Source organism: Paraburkholderia podalyriae, assembly GCF_014397785.1.
Taxonomy (GTDB): Bacteria; Pseudomonadota; Gammaproteobacteria; order Burkholderiales; family Burkholderiaceae; genus Paraburkholderia; species Paraburkholderia podalyriae.
In genome coordinates, this window is sequence record NZ_VZQQ01000012.1 from 68,422 (window position 1) to 86,295 (window position 17,874).

Below are 17,874 nucleotides of genomic sequence, written 5' to 3' on the forward strand. Positions count from 1 at the left end.
CGTCGAACCCGAGTTTAATTTGACAATTAGCTCTGCTGGTTCTTTAGCGTATCGCGGATTTCGCGCAGCAGCAGCACGTCTTCCGGCGTCGGCGGCGGCTCCGCCGGCGCGGCTTGCGGCTCCTTGCGCAGTGTGTTGATGAACTTGACCATCAGGAAAATGATGAACGCGAGAATAATGAAATTGATCGTCGCGGTAATGAACGAACCGTAGCCGAACACCGCGACGCCCGCGGTCTGCAGGTCTTTATATGATTCGAGGTTGCCCTTGTAAGTCGCCGGAACATGGCCGAGGCGAACGAACATATTCGAAAAATCGAGGCCGCCGGTAGCGAGCCCGACAACCGGCATGATCAGGTCTTTAACCACGGAATTGACAATGGTGGAAAATGCGCCGCCGATAATCACACCGACCGCCAGATCCATCACATTGCCTTTAAGGGCAAATTCTTTAAATTCCTGGACCATGCTCATAGATACACCTCCCCAAATATGAATAGCCGAATCATACCAACCTGATGCGGATAGCCTAGTGCTTTAGCCGCGATGCAACAAGTGCATTCGCTGCGCGTCGCTAATGAGGAAACTGCGACTCGCTATGACGCGCGCGTTCCAGATGCGCGGCAAAACCGACCGGATCGATATTGGTGCCGCACAGCAGCACGCCCACCCGTTTGCCTTGCAAGTGCCCGCGCAACGGGCCGAGCAGTGCGGCCGTGGCGGCTGCGCAGGCCGGCTCGACCGCGAGCTTCAGCTGATTGAACAGAATCAGCATCGTCTCGCGCAACTGGTCGTCGGACACCGTCACGATCCGATCGACATGGCGGCGGCACAACTCGTAGCTATATTGCTCGGTATGCGGCGACATCAGCGAATCGGCGATGCTGTACATATGGCCCATTCTGACCGTATGGTTGGCGGCAAAACTCTTGCTCATCACATCCGAGCCTTCGGGCTCGACGCCGTACACATGCACGTTCGGATTCGCGAGCCGCAGCGCGGTGGCGATGCCGGCCGCGAGACCGCCGCCACCGATTGGCACGATCACCGCTTCGAGGTCGGGCGTTTGCGTCGCCCATTCGTAGCCGAGCGTCGCCGAGCCGAGCACCGTGCGATAGCCGTTGAACGGATGCACGAAATAGCGGCCTTCCTCGGCTTCGACGCGGCGCACCAGCTCGAACGCTTCGGCGAGATCTTCCGCGTAGACGATGTCGGCGCCGTATTCGCGGCACAACGCGACGCGGGCCGGATTCGCCGTGCTGAATAGCACGACCTTCGCACTGACGCCGAGCCGCATCGCCGCGTAGGCGACCGCCACCGCATGATTGCCGCCCGACACGCAGGTGACGCCAGCGCTCTTCTGCGCGTCGTCGAGCGCGAGCAGGTTCGTGAAGGCGCCGCGTGCCTTGAAGCTGCCGCCCGCCTGCAGCAATTCGAACTTGAAATTGACGACGGTACCCTGCAGCGACGAGAAGTCGAGCCGGTCGAACACCGGCGTGCGCGCGACCCATGGCGTCAACGCGAAGTGCTGCGCGGCGATGTCGTCGAGCGTGGGGATCGGCTCACCGTCGATCGTGTGATCCGTGTGCTGCTGCATGGCGCTGGACATGGCGGTCGCTCCGGGGTCGTCGATGTCGTAAGACCGGTCGCGCGGCGCGCAGGTTCAGTACGATTGCGCGCCGCTGCAACGAAACGGGCTAAGCGGCCTCGACCGACATGCTGTGGATGAACTTGCGCAAGAAGCGCTCGCACGCGACGAGCTGCTCGAGCTCGACGAATTCGTTCGCCTTGTGCGCCTGCTGGATGTCGCCGGGGCCGCAGACGATGCTCGGAATCCCCGCGTTCGAAAAGAGGCCGGCCTCGGTGCCATACGCGACCTTGCGCTTGTCCTGATCGCCTGTCAGCGCGCGCACGAGTTGCGTGATCGCGGCCTGTTCAGACGAATCGAGGCCGGGCGCCGCGGCGATCCTGGTAATTTCGATCGCCGCCGACGGATGCTCGCGCAGCATTTTCGGCAACAGCGTTTCGCGCGCGTAGGTGTCGATGCGCGCGAAGATCTGCTCGGGATCGAGCGTCGGCAGATTGCGGAATTCGAACTGGAACTGGCATTCGGCCGGCACCGTGTTGATCGCGTTGCCGCCCGTGATCGTACTGGTCTGGGCGGTGCTGAACGGCACGTCGTACAGTTGGTCGAACGGGCCTTGCTCGCGGAACTGGTCGGCCACGTCGCGGATGTAGCAGATCAGGCGCGCCGCGTACTCGATCGCGTTCAAGCCCTTCGGCGTCAGCGACGAATGCGCGGCCTGGCCGCGCACGCAGCACTGATACGCGTTGATGCCCTTGTGCGCGATGATCGGGCGCATGCTGGTCGGCTCGCCGACGATACAGCCGTCCGGCTTTACGCCGCGCTTCATCAGATCGGCGATCAGAAGCGGCGCGCCGACGCAGCCGACTTCCTCGTCGAACGACAGCGCGAAATGGATCGGCTTCGCGAGCCTGGTACGCTGCATGTCCGGCACGAGCGCGAGCGCGGCGCCGATGAAGCCCTTCATGTCGCAGGTGCCGCGGCCGTAGAGCTTGTTGCCGCGAATCTCGGGCTTGAACGGATCGCTGTCCCATTGCTGGCCGTCCACCGGCACGACGTCGGTGTGGCCCGACAGCACGACGCCGCCGTTTGTTTCGCCATCGTGCGCGGGAATCGTCGCGAACAGATTCGCCCATTTGCCGCCCTTGCCGTGCGTGAGCGTCGCGTCGATACCTGCCGCGCGCAGCTCGTCGCGCACCGTTTCGATCAGACCGAGATTCGGATTGCGGCTCACCGTGTCCATCGACACCAGACGGGTGACCCAGGGCAGACATACGGGAGAAGCGGAGGAGGCGGACGACTGCGACGATTGCGCTGTTTCAGCGACGTGAGACATGACATGACTCCGGCATTTCGTGTCTATGGATCATATCCCAAATTGCATTTTCGTAAGGGGATGCAAACCGCCGGGATCGCGTTGGCGCAGCGCAGCATCGGTGCGAAAAACGGGGGACGTCCCCCCGTTTTCTGCAATTTTCGCGAACTTTCGTGCGCAGCGCTCAGCGCTCAGCGCGCGGGCGCCGCCGCAGCCGTGCCGCGGCTCGGCGAACCGAGCGCGCGCAACGTCTCCTTGACGGTCGCAACGCGCACCGCGAGATCCGGGCTGCGCGTTTCGATACGCAGCTTGTCCTGTCCCGCGAGCTTGATGTGCTTGTGCTTCTGCACCATGTCGATGATCCGCATCGCGTCGACCGGCGGATTCGGGACGAACTGCAGGCCGATCACCGCTTCGCCCGCATCGATCTTCGAAATGCCCAGCGGCTTCGCGGCCAGCCGCAGACGATGCGTCTCCACCAGCGCATGCGCTTGCGGCGGCAGCTTGCCGAAACGGTCGATCAGCTCTTCGTGGATACCGTCGATCGAATCGTTGTGTTCGCAGTTCGCGAGGCGCTTGTACAGCGACAGACGCTCCTGCACGTCGCCACAATAGTCCGATGGCAGGATTGCCGGCGTATGCAGATTGATCTCGGTAGTCGCCGCGAGCGGCGCGGTGAGGTCCGGTTCCTTGCCGTTCTTGAGGGCCTTCACCGCGTCGTTGAGCATGTCGGTATAAAGCTGGAAGCCGATCTCGTGAATCTCGCCCGACTGTTTGTCGCCGAGCACCTCACCGGTGCCGCGAATTTCGAGGTCGTGCATCGCGAGATAGAAGCCCGAGCCGAGCTCCTCCATCTGCTGGATCGCTTCGAGCCGCCGTTGCGCCTGCTTGGTAAGCCCTTGTGGATCGTGCACGAGCAGATACGAATACGCCTGGTGATGCGAGCGTCCGACGCGGCCACGCAACTGATGCAATTGCGCGAGACCGAACTTGTCGGCGCGATGGATCAGGATCGTGTTCGCGCTCGGCACGTCGATGCCGGTTTCGATGATCGTCGTGCACAGCAGCACGTTCGCGCGTTGCGCGACGAAGTCACGCATCACGCGCTCCAGTTCGCGCTCGTGCATCTGTCCATGCGCGACCGCAAGGCGCGCTTCGGGCACCAGCGCTTCGAGCATCTGCCGGCGGTTCTCGATCGTCTCGACTTCGTTGTGCAGGAAGTAGACCTGGCCGCCGCGTTTCAACTCGCGCAGCATCGCTTCGCGGATCACGCCATCTTCCTCGCGCCGCACGAAGGTCTTGATCGCGAGGCGCTTTTGCGGCGCGGTGGCGATCACCGAGAAATCGCGCAGACCTTCGAGCGCCATGCCGAGCGTACGCGGGATCGGCGTGGCGGTCAGCGTCAGTACGTCGACTTCCGCGCGCAGCGCCTTCAGCGCTTCTTTCTGACGCACGCCGAAGCGATGCTCCTCGTCGATGATCACGAGCCCGAGCCGCTTGAACTGCACGTCCGACGACAGCAGCTTGTGGGTGCCGATCACGATGTCGACCGAGCCTTCGTTGATCTGCTGGATCGCCGCGTTCACTTCTTTGGTCGACTTGAAGCGCGACAGTTCGGCGATGCGCACCGGCCAGTCGGAGAAGCGGTCACTGAAGGTTTGCGTGTGCTGTTCGGCGAGCAGCGTGGTCGGCGACAACAGCGCGACCTGTTTGCCACCCATCACGGCGATGAACGCCGCGCGCAACGCGACCTCGGTCTTGCCGAAACCGACGTCGCCGCACACGAGCCGGTCCATCGGCTTGCCGCTCGTCATGTCGCCGATCACGGCCGCGATCGCGGCGGCCTGGTCCGGCGTTTCCTCGAAGCCGAAGCTCTCGGCGAACTTCACATAGTCCTTCGGTTCGAGCGCGAACGCGTGGCCCTCGCGGACCGCGCGGCGCGCGTACAGATTGAGCAGCTCGGCGGCGGTGTCGCGGATCTGCTGCGCGGCCTTGCGCTTGGCCTTTTCCCACTGGCCCGAACCTAGCGAGTGCAGCGGGGCGCTTTCGGGATCGGCGCCGCTATAGCGCGAGATCACGTGCAATTGCGCGACCGGCGCGTAGAGCTTGCTGTCGCCCGCGTATTCGAGGTGCAGAAACTCGGTTTCGCCTTCGCCGAGGTCCATCGTCACGAGACCCATGTAGCGGCCGATACCGTGCTGCGAATGGACGACCGGATCGCCGAGCTTCAGCTCGGACAGATCGCGCACCATCGAATCGACGTTGCTCGCCTGTTCCTGGCGGCGGCGTCCCGAGCGGCGCGCGAGCGGCCCGTACAGTTCGGTTTCGGTGATGATCGCGATGCCGTCGCCCGGCACCGCGAAGCCGTTCGCGAGCGGCGCGACGCCGAGCGAGAAACGTGCGTCGCTTCTGAGCCAGTCGGCGAAGCTGTCGGCCGAGGCTGGCTTCAGCTGGTTATCGGCGAGCAGTTGCAGCAGCGTCTCGCGGCGGCCCGCCGATTCGGCGGCGAACAGCACGCGGTTCGGTGTCGTGCTCAGATACGCCCGCAGCGCCGACACGGGGTCGTCAGCGTGACGGTCGATTGCGAGGTTCGGCAAAGCGATCGACCAGGCGCCGCCGCCGTTGGTGGGCAGCACGAGCCGTGCGAACGGCTTCGCGAACGTGAAGAAATCCTCATCCGACAGGAACAGCTTCTGCGGTTCGAGGATCGGCCGGTCGCGGTCGTGCGACAGGAAGTTGAAGCGCTGCCTGGTGTCGTTGGTGAAGCGCCGGATCGCCGCGTCCAGATCGCCGACGAATGCGAGTTGCGAACCGTCGGGCAGGTAATGGAAGAGCGTGGCCGTCTCCTCGAAGAACAGCGGCAGATAGTATTCGATGCCCGCCGACGGCACGCCGTTGCCGATGTCTTTATAGATCGACGCGCGGCTCGGATCGCCCTCGAAGGTCTCGCGCCAGCGGCTGCGGAATGCGGTGCGCGCGGCCTCGTCGAACGGGAATTCGCGGCCCGGCAGCAGACGCACGTCCTTGACCGGATAGAGGCTGCGCTGCGTGTCGGGGTCGAACGCGCGAATCGAGTCGACCTGATCGTCGAACAGGTCGATCCGGTAGGGCAGCGGCGAACCCATCGGGAACAGATCGAGCAGCGAGCCGCGCACGCAATATTCGCCCGGACGCACGACCTGGCTCACGTGCTCGTAGCCGGCGAGCGTCAGCTGCGCCTTCAGCTTCGCCTGGTCGAGCCGCTCGCCTTGCGAGAACGAGAACGTGTAGGCGGCCAGAAACGACGCGGGCGGCATCCGGTACAGAGCCGTCGTGGCCGGCACGAGCAGGATGTCGCAGCGGCCTTCGCCGAGATCGTGCAGCGTCGCGAGACGCTCGGACACGAGGTCCTGGTGCGGCGAAAACGTGTCGTAAGGCAGCGTCTCCCAGTCGGGCAGCAGACGCACCCGCGCGTCGGGCGCGAAGAAGCCGATTTCCTGCGACAGCCGCTGCGCGTCGACCGCGCTTTCGCAGACCACCGCAAGCAGCGGCATCTGCTCGCGATACGCGAGATGGTAGCGGGCGATCAGCAGCGCGTCGGACGAACCGCGCGTGCCGTCGAAGGCGAAACGCTGGCCGGCCTTGACGGGCGCGACGGGCGGGGAGGACTGCGAGGATGCGGCGATGTCTGGCATAAAGGAGAAAAAGAGCGGCTCGGGGCGCACGCGACGGCCAAGTTTACGCGTGTACGGGCGTGGATGCGAAGGACCTATTATAAAATTCGTGCTTTACTTTGACCTGGCGGCATCCGCACTCGTGACTTCCCGTCTCTTCGCTCTGATCCCGTGCGCAGGCACCGGCAGCCGTTCCGGTGCCGCGATGCCCAAGCAATACCGCACTGTCGCCGGCCGCGACATGCTGCATTACTCGCTCGCCGCGTTCGACGGGTGCAGCGAATTCGCGCAGACGCTCGTCGTGATCGCGCCCGACGACCAGCACTTCGACGCCCGCCGCTTCGGCAATCTGCGCTTCGCGGTGCGTCGCGTGGGCGGCGCGTCGCGCCAGGCATCGGTGCTCAACGGTCTGCACGCGCTCGCCGAGTTCGGCGCGCGCGACGACGACTGGGTGCTCGTGCACGACGCGGCGCGCCCGGGCATCACGCCGGCGCTGATCCGCACGCTGGTCGGATCGCTGAAGGACGACGCGGTTGGCGGCATCATGGCGTTGCCGGTCGCCGATACGCTAAAGCGGATCGACCGCGCGTCGGTCGATGGCCGCATCGCCCGCACCGAAGCGCGCGATGGCTTGTGGCAGGCGCAGACGCCGCAGATGTTTCGCATCGGCATGCTGCGCGAGGCGATCCTGCGCGCGCAGGCCGACGGCCACGATTTGACCGACGAGGCGAGCGCGATCGAATGGTCGGGCCATGCGCCGAAGCTCGTGCAAGGCAGCCTGCGCAATTTCAAGGTGACGTATCCGGAAGACTTCGATCTGGCCGAGGCGATCCTGAGCCGCGCGGCCGGTTCGTGACGCGTGGCCGTTGCACATTGAAACGATTTAGAAAAGCTTTGTAGAAGCTGCAAAAGCTTTCAGCACTTGAGGACGTGACGCAGATGGATTTCAGAATTGGGCAGGGCTACGACGTGCATGCGCTGGTGCCGGGGCGCGCGTTGATCATCGGCGGCGTGACGATTCCGTACGAGCGCGGGCTGCTCGGCCACTCGGACGCGGACGTGCTGCTGCACGCGATCACCGATGCGCTGTTCGGCGCGGCCGCGTTGGGCGACATCGGCCGGCACTTCTCCGATACCGACGCGAAGTTCGCCGGTGCCGACAGCCGCGTGCTGCTGCGCGAATGCGTGGCGCGCGTGAAGGCGGCGGGCTTTGCGATCGGCAACGTCGATAGCAGCGTCATCGCGCAGGCGCCGAAGCTCGCGCCGCATATCGAAGGGATGCGCGCGAATATCGCGGCGGACCTCGGCCTGCCGATCGAGCGCGTGAACGTCAAGGCGAAGACGAACGAGAAGCTCGGTTATCTTGGCCGGGGCGAGGGCATCGAGGCGCAGGCTGCGGTGTTGCTGGTCAGGAGCTGATGGTTTTTTGGGGGCGATCGACAGTGTCGTTTACAGCGTCGCGCCGCCGATCGCCCGATTGCTCGGGCATAGCTCGTCCGTTTGCAGGCCGTCGAGGATGCGCAGCACTTCTTCGGGATTACGGCCCACGTACAGATTGTTGACCGACACGTGCTGGATCGTGTTGTCCGGATCGACGATATAGGTCGCGCGCAGCGCGACTCCCGCTTCCTTGTCGCGCACGCCGAGCTGGTCGATCAGTTCGCCCTTCACGTCGCCGAACGAGTAGTGATTGAGCCTGTCGAGATCCTTGCGCTCGCGGCGCCACGCGAGCTTCACGAATTCATTGTCGACGCTGCCGCCGAGCACCACCGCCTCGCGGTCCTCGAACTCCTTGACGAGCTTGCCGAACTCGACGATTTCCGTCGGACAGACCAGTGAAAAATCTTTCGGATAGAAGTAGATGATTTTCCACTTGCCTGGAAACGACTGCTCGGTGATCTCTTCGAACGCCGAGACGCCGTGTTCCTCGTGGTGATTGAAGCCCGGCTTGGCGGCGGTGACAGTGAACGCTTCGAGTTTATCGCCAACGGTTTTCATGCTGGAGCTCCTTCGGAAGTCGCAAGAACGCATGGTTCGAAAGGCGGCGGCGTGCCGTTGCGTGCGTCGTCGGCTCACGCGCCTTTCGCGAGCGGAAACTCGATCGTCACCTCGAGTCCAGGACCGGGCGAACGGTTGCGCAGACGCAGCGCGCCGCGATAACGCGCGACCAGCCGCTGCACGATCGCCATGCCCAGCCCCGTGCCATTGGCCTGGGTGCGCGCCGAATTCACGCGATAGAACGGCCGCGTGACGAGCGGGAGCTGGTCTTCGGGAATGCCGGGACCTTCGTCGACCACCGTGAGTTCGACGCGTGAATGCGACACGCGCGTTTCGAGAATCACGTGCGGCACGCCATCGTCTTCGCTGCCTCCGTACTTGCGCGCGTTCTCGAGCAGATTGCCGACCACGCGCCGCATGTCGGTTTCATCGGCCTCGATCACCGCCGACGGGGCGAGCCGCGTGATCAGTCGCATGCTGTCCTCGCTTTGCATGCGCGCGGCGAGCTCGCTCGCGATCACCGACAGGTCGACCGGCTCCGGCACGCGTTGCACCGGACGCGCGTAGTCGAGGAAGCGGCCGATGATCATGTCCATCTGCTCGATGTCGTCGACCATCGCGTCCTTGGTGGCCTGGTCGGACGGGCTCATTTCGGTCTCGAGCCGCAGCCGCGCGAGCGGCGTGCGCAGATCGTGCGAGATGCCCGCCAGCATCAGTGCCCGATCCGCCTCCAGCTGTTCGAGGTCGCGCACCATCTGGTTGAAGCTTCGATTGGTTTCGGCGGCGACCCCCATGCCGCGCTCGGGCAGCGGCTCGGGCGATTGCCCCGAGCCGACCCTGCGCGCGGCCATCGCGAGGCGCGCGAACGGCCGGTTCACCAGACTAGTGATGAACGCGGCGCCGAACAGCGACAGCGCGAGCGCGAACACGCCCCAGCCGGCCCATTGCAGGCCGGTCGCGTTGTCGAGCTGATCGCGGTCGAGCGCGACCCAGTAATCGTCGTCGTCGATCTTGAAGCTGATCCATACGCCGTTGATGTCGTTCACGCTCTGCGCGATCACGGTGTCGTCGCCGAGACGGCCGCGGATGTCGTGCTCGATCAGGCGATTGAGCGATTCGTCGGGTTGGAGTTTGTATTTGTCGGTGGCTTCGCGCGGGTACACACGCACCCCTTCATTGCTCTCCAGATCCTGCAGCAACGCGCGCCGCAGGTCGGGATCGGAATAGAGGAGTGCGGTGCGCGTGAGCTTGACGATCGCGACGAGTTGCAGAGCCACGCGCTGCGCGCGCGGCTCCCGCTCGATCACGCGAAAGCTCTGGAACCACGCGGCGAGACTGACTGCGATCAACAGCGCGATCAGCAGAAAGGTCCGCCAGAAAAGGCCGCCGAACGCGAGCGTCAGGAGGCGCCGGTCGATCCGCATGGGCCCTTCTTATGTGATACAGAAACGAAAACGGAGCACAAACTCAGGCTGCACCGTCGGGGATGAACACGTAGCCGAGGCCCCACACGGTCTGAATGAAGCGCGGGCTGCCCGGATCCGGCTCGATCAGCTTGCGCAGACGCGAGATCTGTACGTCGAGGCTGCGGTCGAAGACCTCGTATTCGCGGCCGCGCGCGAGTTCCATCAGCTTTTCGCGCGACAGCGGCTGACGCGGATGACGTGCGAACACCTTCAGCACCGAGAACTCACCGGTGGTCAGCGGAATTTCCTGGCCGGCCTTGGTCAGCGTGCGGGTGGCGAGATTCAGCGCGAACTCGCCGAACTCGAACACCTCGGTGGTCTCTGACGGCGCACCCGGCAATTCGGACGGCGACTGACGACGCAGCACCGCGTGAATGCGCGCGACCAGTTCGCGTGGATTGAACGGCTTGGGCAGGTAGTCGTCGGCGCCCATCTCGAGGCCGACGATGCGATCGACATCTTCACCCTTGGCCGTCAGCATGATGATCGGCGTGCGGTCGTTGCTGCCGCGCAGACGCCGGCAGATCGACAGGCCGTCCTCACCGGGTAGCATCAGATCGAGCACCAGCAGATCGAAGCGCTCGCGTACCCAGAGCTTGTTCATCGACGGCGCATTTTCGGCGACGTAGACGTTGAAGCCCTGTTCACCGAGGTAGCGGCGCAGAAGATCGCGCAGGCGTGGATCGTCGTCGACGACGAGGATTTTCGAAGGGTTTTTGGTTTCCATGGTCGGCATCTTAGCGCGATTAGAAAGTGGTGCGCGGTTACACCATTTCTGGGGTTACAGTCGGTTACAAAATTTACCCGCAGTGTGGCGCGACGTAAAGTATGCGCGTTTAGACTCCTTTACTGAATGCGGCTGTTCGGTGGATACTTCACTCGACAAAACTCTCGTACCCGGCTGTTACCGGGGTTTGTATACGCATCTGAGGTAGCCGGTTGCCGCGCCACGAAGGGAACAACATGAAGGGAGGGGTTTGGCCAACTGTGCGCTTGAGCATGATTGCACTGGCGGTAGCCGGTACGCTCGCAGGCACACTGGGCCCGACGCTCGCCCATGCGCAGCCGTCCCCGGACCGAGCGGCGAGCGAGCATGCGTCCCGCTCCGCCAATAGCAGAGCCAGCCGCCACAATGCGAGCATCGATCGCCCTGCCTCTGATGTAATGCTGCGTACCGCGGTTCCTCCCGATCTCGATCAACGTCGCCGCGACGGGCATATGACGCCCGAAGAGCGTCGGCTGTTGCGGCAACATATCGAAGACGCCGTGCGCGAGTTGTACAAGCGTTAATCTCAGCGCGCATTGCCGCGCGAAAATTTCTATTGCGTCTTTAGCGTCAACTTGCACGCTGCCGCATTTTCGTTCGATCGAGATCTGGGACACCGCGTCGCGCTCCGATCAATATCTCCGTGACGGCTGTGCTCACACGCGATCGCGCTCGTCAATCCCGCGCAGTTCGTCAGGGCCTTACGATTCGCGACGCCGGTGTCCTCGCGCGAGCGCAATCCGGCGCTCGCACCTATTCTCGACGTCGAAAACGACATCGTGAAGGCAGCCGATCTTCGGCGGCCTGTGCAAGGGCAGTCTCAACTAAAGACCGTGTTTCCAGGCGGCGCGTTCGGCTGCTCGATCAAAAACGGCGATGCAGGTGCTGGCCGCTTCGGACGTCGTGAAGGTAACGGCCGCCGGACGCGCGGTCCGACTGTCAGGCTACTTCGCGCGCCACGTGATCCACAACTTGCGGATCGGCGTCAACGCGATGCGTTGGTGCAGCACGTGATAACCGTCGCGCTCGATTTCATCGAGCAACGCCAACGCGAGCGCCGCGAGAGCGAGCAGCGTGCGCTGGACGCGCCGAGCGTCGGCGGGCACCGCGGCGAGCGCGGTTTGCACCGCATCGCGCGCGCGCTGCGTTTCGAAGCGCATCAATTCGGTGAATGCGTCGGTGTATTTGCGGTTGATCAGATCGGCGGCGGTCACGTTGTAGCGCTGCATCTCGTCGATCGGAACATAGATACGGCCGTGACGCGCATCGTTGCCGGTCTCGGCGACCAACTGCGCGAGCATCAGCGCCTCGCCGAGCGGCGCGGCCCACTCCGACGCTTGCGCGGTATCGCTGGCCGATCCCGTTGCCGCGGCGCGTGACACGAGCGACGCAAAATTGCCGCCGACGCCACGCACATAGCGCCGCAGGTTCGGATAGTCGAGATAGCGTGCCTGGTCGAGATCCATCTCGAAGCCCGCGAGCAGCTCCTGCAGAGCCGGATGTTCGGCCCGCGCGTCGGGCAGATAGGCCGCCAGCGCCTTGGACACCGGATGCGACGGCGAGCCCGCGGCGAGCGCGGCGATTTCTTTCTGCCACCACGCAAGCTTCGTGCGGCCGAGCGCGGGATCGCTCGTTTCCTTGACCGTTTCCTCGAACTCGCGACGCAATGCGAAGAGCGCTGTCAACAGCGGCTGACTGGCTGCGCGCGCCTGGCGAAGCGCATAGTAGGCGCTCGATCCTTCGGGCGCCGCTTTCTGCTGGCAATAGTCGTCGAAATTCACGGGATGAGATGGTGGGGAAGGGCTGGCGAGAAGGGCGCCGGCGTCCGTCGCGGCGCCTTTCTCGACGAGCCGAAAATTGTAGCATCGGCACCGCGCGCGCAGATACCGCCGGGTGCAGACAAGCGCGAATCAATCGGTTAGAATCTCGCGCTTACGCTTTCGGGCACGTGTGTTTAGCGCGCCCGGGAGTGCACAGGACAATCGACAATCGGGCGCGACGCATCGCGGCGTACCCGGCTGCGAGGGTGGCGAAATTGGTAGACGCACCAGGTTTAGGTCCTGACGCCCGCAAGGGTGTAGGGGTTCGAGTCCCCTCCCTCGCACCACTTATCGGTAGTCAAGAAAAACCCCGTCAAGTCTTTGGGCCGACGGGGTTTTTTCTTTGTTGCGCGGATTCTGGAAGGCCGCTGTGTTGCTCCGCGGCTTTTCGTTGCGAACGCGCGACTCACGCGCCCGGCGTTCCCGGCGCTTCGTGCGAGCCCGGCAATTCCGCCTGCGCGGCGCCTTGGAGGAAACGGCGCGTCGACTCGAATGCCTGCAGCATCTGGTCCGGCCACGGTGTTTGCAGCATCACCGCCTGATGATTTTCAAATGCCGACGACAGCAGTTTCGCCAGCTCCGGCGAACGAAGATGACGCAGCACGACGCTGACCGCGATCGCGGTCGCCTGGCTCGCGCCGGCGGTCTGGAGTTCCGACGCGGTGAGTGCCGCGATCTGTTTGTTGATGTCCACTGAATCGTCCGTGAATGAGAGGGTGAAGGAGCGGGTGAGCGGCGCGTTGGCCGATGTTCAATTTTGCCACGCGCCGCCCAATCACGAACAACGGCGCTTTTAGACCCGGCCGGTTCGCCGCGCGTCATCGCTCGCGCGCGTTCATCGTGCTGATCACCTTGTCGAGCGCCGCGCCGAACGCGGCCCTTTCTGCTTCGTCGAGACAGTCGAACATATCGCCGTTCCACTTGCGCGCGATCGGCATCACCTTGCGATACAGCGCGCGGCCTTCCTGCGTCAGCGAGACCAGCACGACGCGGCCGTCCGCGGCGCTCGCCTCGCGCTGTACGAGCCCCTGCCTGATCAGCGCTTCGGCTGCGCGACTCGCCTGGCTTTTGTCGAGATTGGCATGGCGTGCCAGCTCCATGATCGAGAACGGTCCGAACGATCCCACCGACGCGATCACCCGCGCTTCAGGCAGCGTCACGTCGAGCTTCGCCGCGTAGCGCGCGCTGATGCGGCGCTCGGCCAGTTTGTTCAGCACATGCAGACGGTACGTGAGGAACTGCTCGAGCCCGGTTTTGGCGGAGTCCTTCATGGTCACCCCGTGATGAGTGGAACGGTCGTGGCGCTGTGACTGTTGCCGCAGCCGTTTAGCGGGTCAACGCACGCCGTATTTCAAGCGCGTCAGCTGCTCGGCCTCGTTGGCGAGCAGGCGCGCCGCGTCGCGAATCGCGACGTCGAGCGTGATCGGCCCCGGCGCCGGCGAAAAGCAGCCGCTGAAGTATTCGGCGAGACGCGGTAGCGCGGCGGGGTCGACCGCACCGGACAACAGCGTGGCGGCTACGCCCGCCGCCCGCGCATGCGCGCACGCGATGAATGGCGCCTTGCCATGCAACGTCTGCACATCGGAGCGGCCTTCGCCGGTGATTAGCCAGTCGGCGCCGGCGAGCGCGGCGTCGAGGCCGATTTGCCGCGCGACCGTTTCCGCACCCGGTTCGAACTGCGCGCCGAGCATGTGCAACGCGAAGCCGAGACCACCTGCCGCGCCGGCTCCCGGCAGGTCGCGCGCGGTCTGGCCGAGCGCGGCTTCGAGCAGATCGGCGAAGCGCGCGAGCGCCGCGTCGATCGGCGCGACCTGATCAGGCTTCACGCCTTTTTGCGGACCGAAAATCGCGGTCGCGCCGTGCTCGCCGATCAGCGGATTGTCGACGTCCGACATGCCGACGAACTGCGCGTCGGCAAGCCGCGCGTCGAGCAGCGACGCATCGACCCGCGCCACGCGCGCAAGCTGCTCGGGCGTGCCTTCGAGCGCGTTGCCTTGTGCGTCGAACAGTTGCAGGCCGAGGCCGGTCAGCAGGCCCGCGCCGCCGTCGTTCGTGCTGCTGCCGCCCAGCGCGACGAAAAAGCGCCGCACGCCTGCGTCGAGCAGCGCGCGAATCGCCTCGCCCATCCCGCGCGTGCTGCGCGCCTCGACCGGCACGCCCATGCCGACCGGGTCCGTGATGCCTACGATCTCCGCCGTTTCGATGATCGCGCTACCGTCCGCGAGCAGGCCCGCCAGCGCTTCGCGCGTCGGACCGGCCGCGCCGCGCACGCTAAGCGTGCGGCGCTCGCCGCCGCTCGTGAGCATGGCGTCGAGCGTGCCTTCGCCGCCGTCGGCCATCGGACAGATGCGCACGCTGGCGTCGGGGCGTGCGCGCTGGATGCCGGACGCGATCGCCTGCGCGACCTGTTCCGCGCTGAGCGAGCCTTTGAATGAATCGGGAGCGATGACGACGATAGGCGAGGGCGACGAATTCGGCATGGTGTCTCTGAGAGGTTTGAGTCGTTGTAAGCGGTTGCTGGAGCGGATGAAGCGAATGGCTGTGCGGACCGGCCCGACCGAGTGCGTTAGCTTATCAGCATGGGGACGCCGGCTGAATATGCCGAACGGCATAGGCGGAATCGCCGCCGCGACGCGTCGGCCGCGGGCCCATGCGAGCGTTTGCACGGACCTCGCGGCGCATAACGACAAAGCGCCGCAGGCAAGCGCGGTGCGAACCGGATAGCGATGCCAGCGGCAGACCGCGCTGCCTGCGTCAAAACTAACCGAAAATGGCCCTCAAAACGCGTGGAATGCCGGTAAAACTCGATGCAATTACCGAATCCCGGCTAGGCGCGCAAATAGTTTGCTAAAATATTTGGCTCTTTGGACTCAACCGTGCTGCCGGCGGCCTGCAAGCCCGCGGCGCAGGTGCGTGATCGATGCAATCGGCGCAAATGATGCGAAGCGACATTGACGGGCAGCACGGAGAAGATAACTGATTCGCTCGAATAATTTTAGGACGATTGAAGCCATGGCTAACGTTGTTGAAAACCTCGGCAAGCTCGAACGCCGCGTGACGATTTCCCTGCCGAAGGATGCCGTGCAGAAGGAAGTGGATTCGCGTATCCGTCAACTCGCGAAGAACGTGCGCATGCCGGGTTTTCGCCCCGGCAAGGTGCCGCTCAAGATGGTGACGCAACAGTATTCGGGCCAGGTGGAAGCCGAAGTGCTGAGCGACAAGGTCGGCAAGGAATTTTTCGACATCAGCCGCACCGAGAACCTGCGTGTCGCGGGTCAGCCGAGCTTCGCGCCGAAGGCCGACGCCGCTGAAGGCAGCTACGCGTTCGACGCGACTTTCGAGGTGTACCCGGAAGTGAAACTGGGCGACGTCGCCACGGCTGAAATCGAGCGCACCACGACCAGCATCAGCGAAGCGGAAATCGACCGCACGCTGGACATCCTGCGCAAGCAGCGCGTGCACTTCCACGCTCGCGGCGAAGCCGGCGAGCACGGCGACGGCGGCACGGACACGGCGGCGAAAGACGGCGATCGCGTGACGGTCGACTTCGCCGGCAAGCTCGACGGTGAAGCATTCCAAGGCGGTAGCGCCGAGGACTTCGGCTTCGTCCTCGGCGAAGGCCGCATGCTGCCGGAATTCGAAAAGGCGGCGCTCGGCCTGAAGGTCGGCGAAGCGAAGGAATTCGACCTGAAGTTCCCGGACGACTACCACGGCAAGGAAGTGGCGGGCAAGACGGCGCAGTTCACGATCACGATGAAGAAGATCGAATGGCCGCACCTGCCGGAAGTCGACGGTGAATTCGCGAAGTCGCTCGGCATCGAAGACGGCGATCTGACCAAGATGCGCGCCGAAATCAAGGACAACCTCGAGCGTGAAGCGAAGCGCCGCACGCAAGCGATCGTCAAGAACCAGGTGATGGACGCACTGCTGAAGATCTCGGAACTCGACGTGCCGAACGCGCTGATCGAACAGGATCAGGAACGCCTCGTCGCGATGGCCCGCCAGGATCTGGAGCAGCGCGGCGTGCCGAACGCGAAGGACGCGCCGATCCCGGCCGCGATGTTCAAGGAGCAGGCCGAACGCCGCGTCAAGCTGGGCCTCGTGCTGGCCGAGCTCGTGAAGGCGAACGAACTGCAGGCGAAGCCGGAGCAGATCCGTGCCGAAGTCGACGAATTCGCGAAAAGCTATGAAGACCCGAAGGAAGTCGTCCGCTGGTATTATTCGAACCAGCAACGTCTTGCTGAAATGGAAGCGTATGTCGTTGAAGCCAACGTCGTCGACTTCGTCCTCAGCAAGGCCAAGGTGACGGACAAGGAAGTGAGCTTCGAAGAGCTGGCGAGCGCAACGGCGCAAGGGTAAGCGCCGCTGCAACGGCGTGCCGGCTGTCGGAGCGACCGACGGCCCGCACGCCGTTTTTATGTGCCGCGTAAAGGTGCGTCGTAGCGGGTCCGGTCGTGCGGCGCACACATAAGACGGGACTTGAATACGGGCTCATCGCACCAACCTGTGTCGAGCAGCTAATATTCGGAATATTTCCAGACAAGGATCCATTGCATGACCTTTCGCGCCCAAATGCTGGACACGTTGACCTCCCAGTCGTCCCGGGATCTCGAAGCGCAGGCACTCGGTCTGGTGCCGATCGTCGTGGAAACGAGCGGCCGGGGCGAGCGTTCGTATGATATTTATTCGCGGCTGCTGAAGGAACGCATCGTGTTCCTCGTAGGCGAAGTGAACGACCAGACGGCCAATCTGGTGGTTGCGCAGATGCTGTTTCTCGAAAGCGAGAATCCGGACAAGGACATCTACTTCTATATCAACAGCCCGGGCGGCTCCGTGTCGGCGGGTATGGCGATTTACGATACGATGCAGTTCGTCAAGCCGGATGTCTCGACGCTGTGCATGGGGCTCGCGGCGAGCATGGGCGCGTTCCTGCTCGCGGCCGGCGCGAAGGGCAAGCGTTTCGCGCTGCCGAATTCGCGTGTGATGATTCACCAGCCACTGGGCGGCGCGCGCGGTCAGGCATCGGACATTGAAATCCAGGCGCGTGAAATCCTTTACCTGAAGGACCGGCTGAATCATCTGCTCGCGCACCACACCGGTCAGCCCGTCGAGCGTATTGCGCGCGACACCGACCGCGACAATTTCATGTCCGGCGATGACGCGCAGGCGTACGGTCTCGTCGACCAGGTGGCGCACAAGCGCCCCTGATCTGGTACGGTTTTGCCCCGCAAGGTCGTCCCGATTGCGTCAAAAGCGTCATCGGGTCGGTTGT

The 17,874-nt window shown here is 64.0% G+C and carries 16 protein-coding genes, 1 tRNA gene and 1 pseudogene; 7 read left to right on the forward strand and 11 right to left on the reverse strand.

Annotated elements, in window-relative coordinates; translation table 11 throughout:
• Positions 1-26: 26 nt before the first annotated feature.
• The 4 genes from mscL to mfd all read right to left on the reverse strand — a co-directional run bounded on the left by mscL (position 27) and on the right by mfd (position 6,573).
• A complete protein-coding gene (gene mscL, locus F6X42_RS16310; RefSeq protein ID WP_187635211.1) occupies positions 27-473 on the reverse strand; it encodes a large conductance mechanosensitive channel protein MscL in 447 nt (148 codons plus the stop codon).
• Between the two features lie 100 nt (positions 474-573).
• On the reverse strand, positions 574-1,608 hold the full coding sequence (locus F6X42_RS16315; protein WP_187635212.1) for a threonine/serine dehydratase family protein: 1,035 nt from the start codon (positions 1,606-1,608) through the stop codon (positions 574-576).
• An 88-nt stretch (positions 1,609-1,696) separates the two neighbouring features.
• Positions 1,697-2,920, reverse strand: coding sequence for an acetylornithine deacetylase (gene argE, locus F6X42_RS16320; protein WP_187635213.1), 1,224 nt, complete (start codon positions 2,918-2,920; stop codon positions 1,697-1,699).
• Positions 2,921-3,090: 170 nt separating this feature from the next.
• Positions 3,091-6,573 carry a transcription-repair coupling factor gene (gene mfd / locus F6X42_RS16325; protein ID WP_187635214.1) on the reverse strand — a complete coding sequence of 1,161 codons (3,483 nt, stop codon included), beginning with the start codon at positions 6,571-6,573 and terminating at the stop codon, positions 3,091-3,093.
• Between the two features lie 121 nt (positions 6,574-6,694).
• Here mfd and ispD point away from each other — a divergent pair, with 121 nt between their 5' ends.
• A complete protein-coding gene (gene ispD, locus F6X42_RS16330; RefSeq protein WP_187635215.1) occupies positions 6,695-7,408 on the forward strand; it encodes a 2-C-methyl-D-erythritol 4-phosphate cytidylyltransferase in 714 nt (237 codons plus the stop codon).
• Positions 7,409-7,491: 83 nt separating this feature from the next.
• Positions 7,492-7,971: a 2-C-methyl-D-erythritol 2,4-cyclodiphosphate synthase gene (ispF, locus tag F6X42_RS16335; RefSeq protein ID WP_018432029.1), complete on the forward strand. Its 480-nt coding sequence runs from the start codon at positions 7,492-7,494 to the stop codon at positions 7,969-7,971.
• Between the two features lie 30 nt (positions 7,972-8,001).
• Here the strand turns inward: ispF and F6X42_RS16340 are convergent, their stop codons facing one another.
• The 3 genes from F6X42_RS16340 to F6X42_RS16350 all read right to left on the reverse strand — a co-directional run bounded on the left by F6X42_RS16340 (position 8,002) and on the right by F6X42_RS16350 (position 10,752).
• A complete protein-coding gene (locus tag F6X42_RS16340) occupies positions 8,002-8,550 on the reverse strand; it encodes a peroxiredoxin (protein WP_187635216.1) in 549 nt (182 codons plus the stop codon).
• Between the two features lie 74 nt (positions 8,551-8,624).
• Positions 8,625-9,974: a two-component system sensor histidine kinase GluS gene (locus tag F6X42_RS16345; protein WP_187635217.1), complete on the reverse strand. Its 1,350-nt coding sequence runs from the start codon at positions 9,972-9,974 to the stop codon at positions 8,625-8,627.
• Between the two features lie 43 nt (positions 9,975-10,017).
• Positions 10,018-10,752 (reverse strand): two-component system response regulator GluR, encoded by a 735-nt coding sequence (locus F6X42_RS16350; protein WP_006048917.1) that lies wholly within the window; start codon positions 10,750-10,752, stop codon positions 10,018-10,020.
• Positions 10,753-10,979: 227 nt separating this feature from the next.
• Here F6X42_RS16350 and F6X42_RS16355 point away from each other — a divergent pair, with 227 nt between their 5' ends.
• On the forward strand, positions 10,980-11,306 hold the full coding sequence (locus F6X42_RS16355) for a hypothetical protein (RefSeq protein WP_187635218.1): 327 nt from the start codon (positions 10,980-10,982) through the stop codon (positions 11,304-11,306).
• 58 nt (positions 11,307-11,364) lie between these two features.
• Positions 11,365-11,697 (forward strand): annotated as a pseudogene (locus F6X42_RS16360) (DUF1501 domain-containing protein); the annotation flags it as partial.
• A 29-nt stretch (positions 11,698-11,726) separates the two neighbouring features.
• Here F6X42_RS16360 and F6X42_RS16365 read toward each other — a convergent pair.
• Positions 11,727-12,563, reverse strand: coding sequence for a squalene/phytoene synthase family protein (locus tag F6X42_RS16365; RefSeq protein ID WP_187635219.1), 837 nt, complete (start codon positions 12,561-12,563; stop codon positions 11,727-11,729).
• A gap of 239 nt (positions 12,564-12,802) precedes the next feature.
• Between F6X42_RS16365 and F6X42_RS16370 the strand changes: the two genes are divergently transcribed.
• Positions 12,803-12,889: transfer RNA gene (locus F6X42_RS16370), tRNA-Leu, on the forward strand.
• Between the two features lie 119 nt (positions 12,890-13,008).
• Here F6X42_RS16370 and F6X42_RS16375 read toward each other — a convergent pair.
• From F6X42_RS16375 to F6X42_RS16385, 3 genes are all read right to left on the reverse strand, one after another.
• Positions 13,009-13,296 carry a hypothetical protein gene (locus tag F6X42_RS16375; RefSeq protein ID WP_187635220.1) on the reverse strand — a complete coding sequence of 96 codons (288 nt, stop codon included), beginning with the start codon at positions 13,294-13,296 and terminating at the stop codon, positions 13,009-13,011.
• Positions 13,297-13,420: 124 nt separating this feature from the next.
• On the reverse strand, positions 13,421-13,873 hold the full coding sequence (locus tag F6X42_RS16380) for a MarR family winged helix-turn-helix transcriptional regulator (RefSeq protein WP_187635221.1): 453 nt from the start codon (positions 13,871-13,873) through the stop codon (positions 13,421-13,423).
• Positions 13,874-13,936: 63 nt separating this feature from the next.
• Complete coding sequence (locus tag F6X42_RS16385) at positions 13,937-15,082, reverse strand: glycerate kinase (protein ID WP_187635222.1); 1,146 nt, start codon at positions 15,080-15,082, stop codon at positions 13,937-13,939.
• A gap of 532 nt (positions 15,083-15,614) precedes the next feature.
• Here F6X42_RS16385 and tig point away from each other — a divergent pair.
• Both tig and clpP read left to right on the forward strand, forming a co-directional pair.
• Positions 15,615-16,961: a trigger factor gene (tig, locus tag F6X42_RS16390; RefSeq protein ID WP_187635223.1), complete on the forward strand. Its 1,347-nt coding sequence runs from the start codon at positions 15,615-15,617 to the stop codon at positions 16,959-16,961.
• A gap of 195 nt (positions 16,962-17,156) precedes the next feature.
• The gene (gene clpP / locus F6X42_RS16395; protein WP_187635224.1) at positions 17,157-17,810 is read left to right on the forward strand and encodes an ATP-dependent Clp endopeptidase proteolytic subunit ClpP; all 654 of its coding nucleotides are present in this window, start codon (positions 17,157-17,159) and stop codon (positions 17,808-17,810) included.
• Positions 17,811-17,874: the final 64 nt, after the last annotated feature.

Coding starts and splice junctions, on each gene's coding strand:
- mscL (WP_187635211.1), bottom strand. CDS start 473: ATGAGCATGGTCCAGGAATTTAAAGAATTTGCCCTTAAAGGCAATGTG.
- F6X42_RS16315 (WP_187635212.1), bottom strand. CDS start 1,608: ATGTCCAGCGCCATGCAGCAGCACACGGATCACACGATCGACGGTGAG.
- argE (WP_187635213.1), bottom strand. CDS start 2,920: ATGTCTCACGTCGCTGAAACAGCGCAATCGTCGCAGTCGTCCGCCTCC.
- mfd (WP_187635214.1), bottom strand. CDS start 6,573: ATGCCAGACATCGCCGCATCCTCGCAGTCCTCCCCGCCCGTCGCGCCC.
- ispF (WP_018432029.1), top strand. CDS start 7,492: ATGGATTTCAGAATTGGGCAGGGCTACGACGTGCATGCGCTGGTGCCG.
- F6X42_RS16340 (WP_187635216.1), bottom strand. CDS start 8,550: ATGAAAACCGTTGGCGATAAACTCGAAGCGTTCACTGTCACCGCCGCC.
- F6X42_RS16345 (WP_187635217.1), bottom strand. CDS start 9,974: ATGCGGATCGACCGGCGCCTCCTGACGCTCGCGTTCGGCGGCCTTTTC.
- F6X42_RS16350 (WP_006048917.1), bottom strand. CDS start 10,752: ATGCCGACCATGGAAACCAAAAACCCTTCGAAAATCCTCGTCGTCGAC.
- F6X42_RS16355 (WP_187635218.1), top strand. CDS start 10,980: ATGAAGGGAGGGGTTTGGCCAACTGTGCGCTTGAGCATGATTGCACTG.
- F6X42_RS16380 (WP_187635221.1), bottom strand. CDS start 13,873: ATGAAGGACTCCGCCAAAACCGGGCTCGAGCAGTTCCTCACGTACCGT.
- F6X42_RS16385 (WP_187635222.1), bottom strand. CDS start 15,082: ATGCCGAATTCGTCGCCCTCGCCTATCGTCGTCATCGCTCCCGATTCA.
- tig (WP_187635223.1), top strand. CDS start 15,615: ATGGCTAACGTTGTTGAAAACCTCGGCAAGCTCGAACGCCGCGTGACG.
- clpP (WP_187635224.1), top strand. CDS start 17,157: ATGACCTTTCGCGCCCAAATGCTGGACACGTTGACCTCCCAGTCGTCC.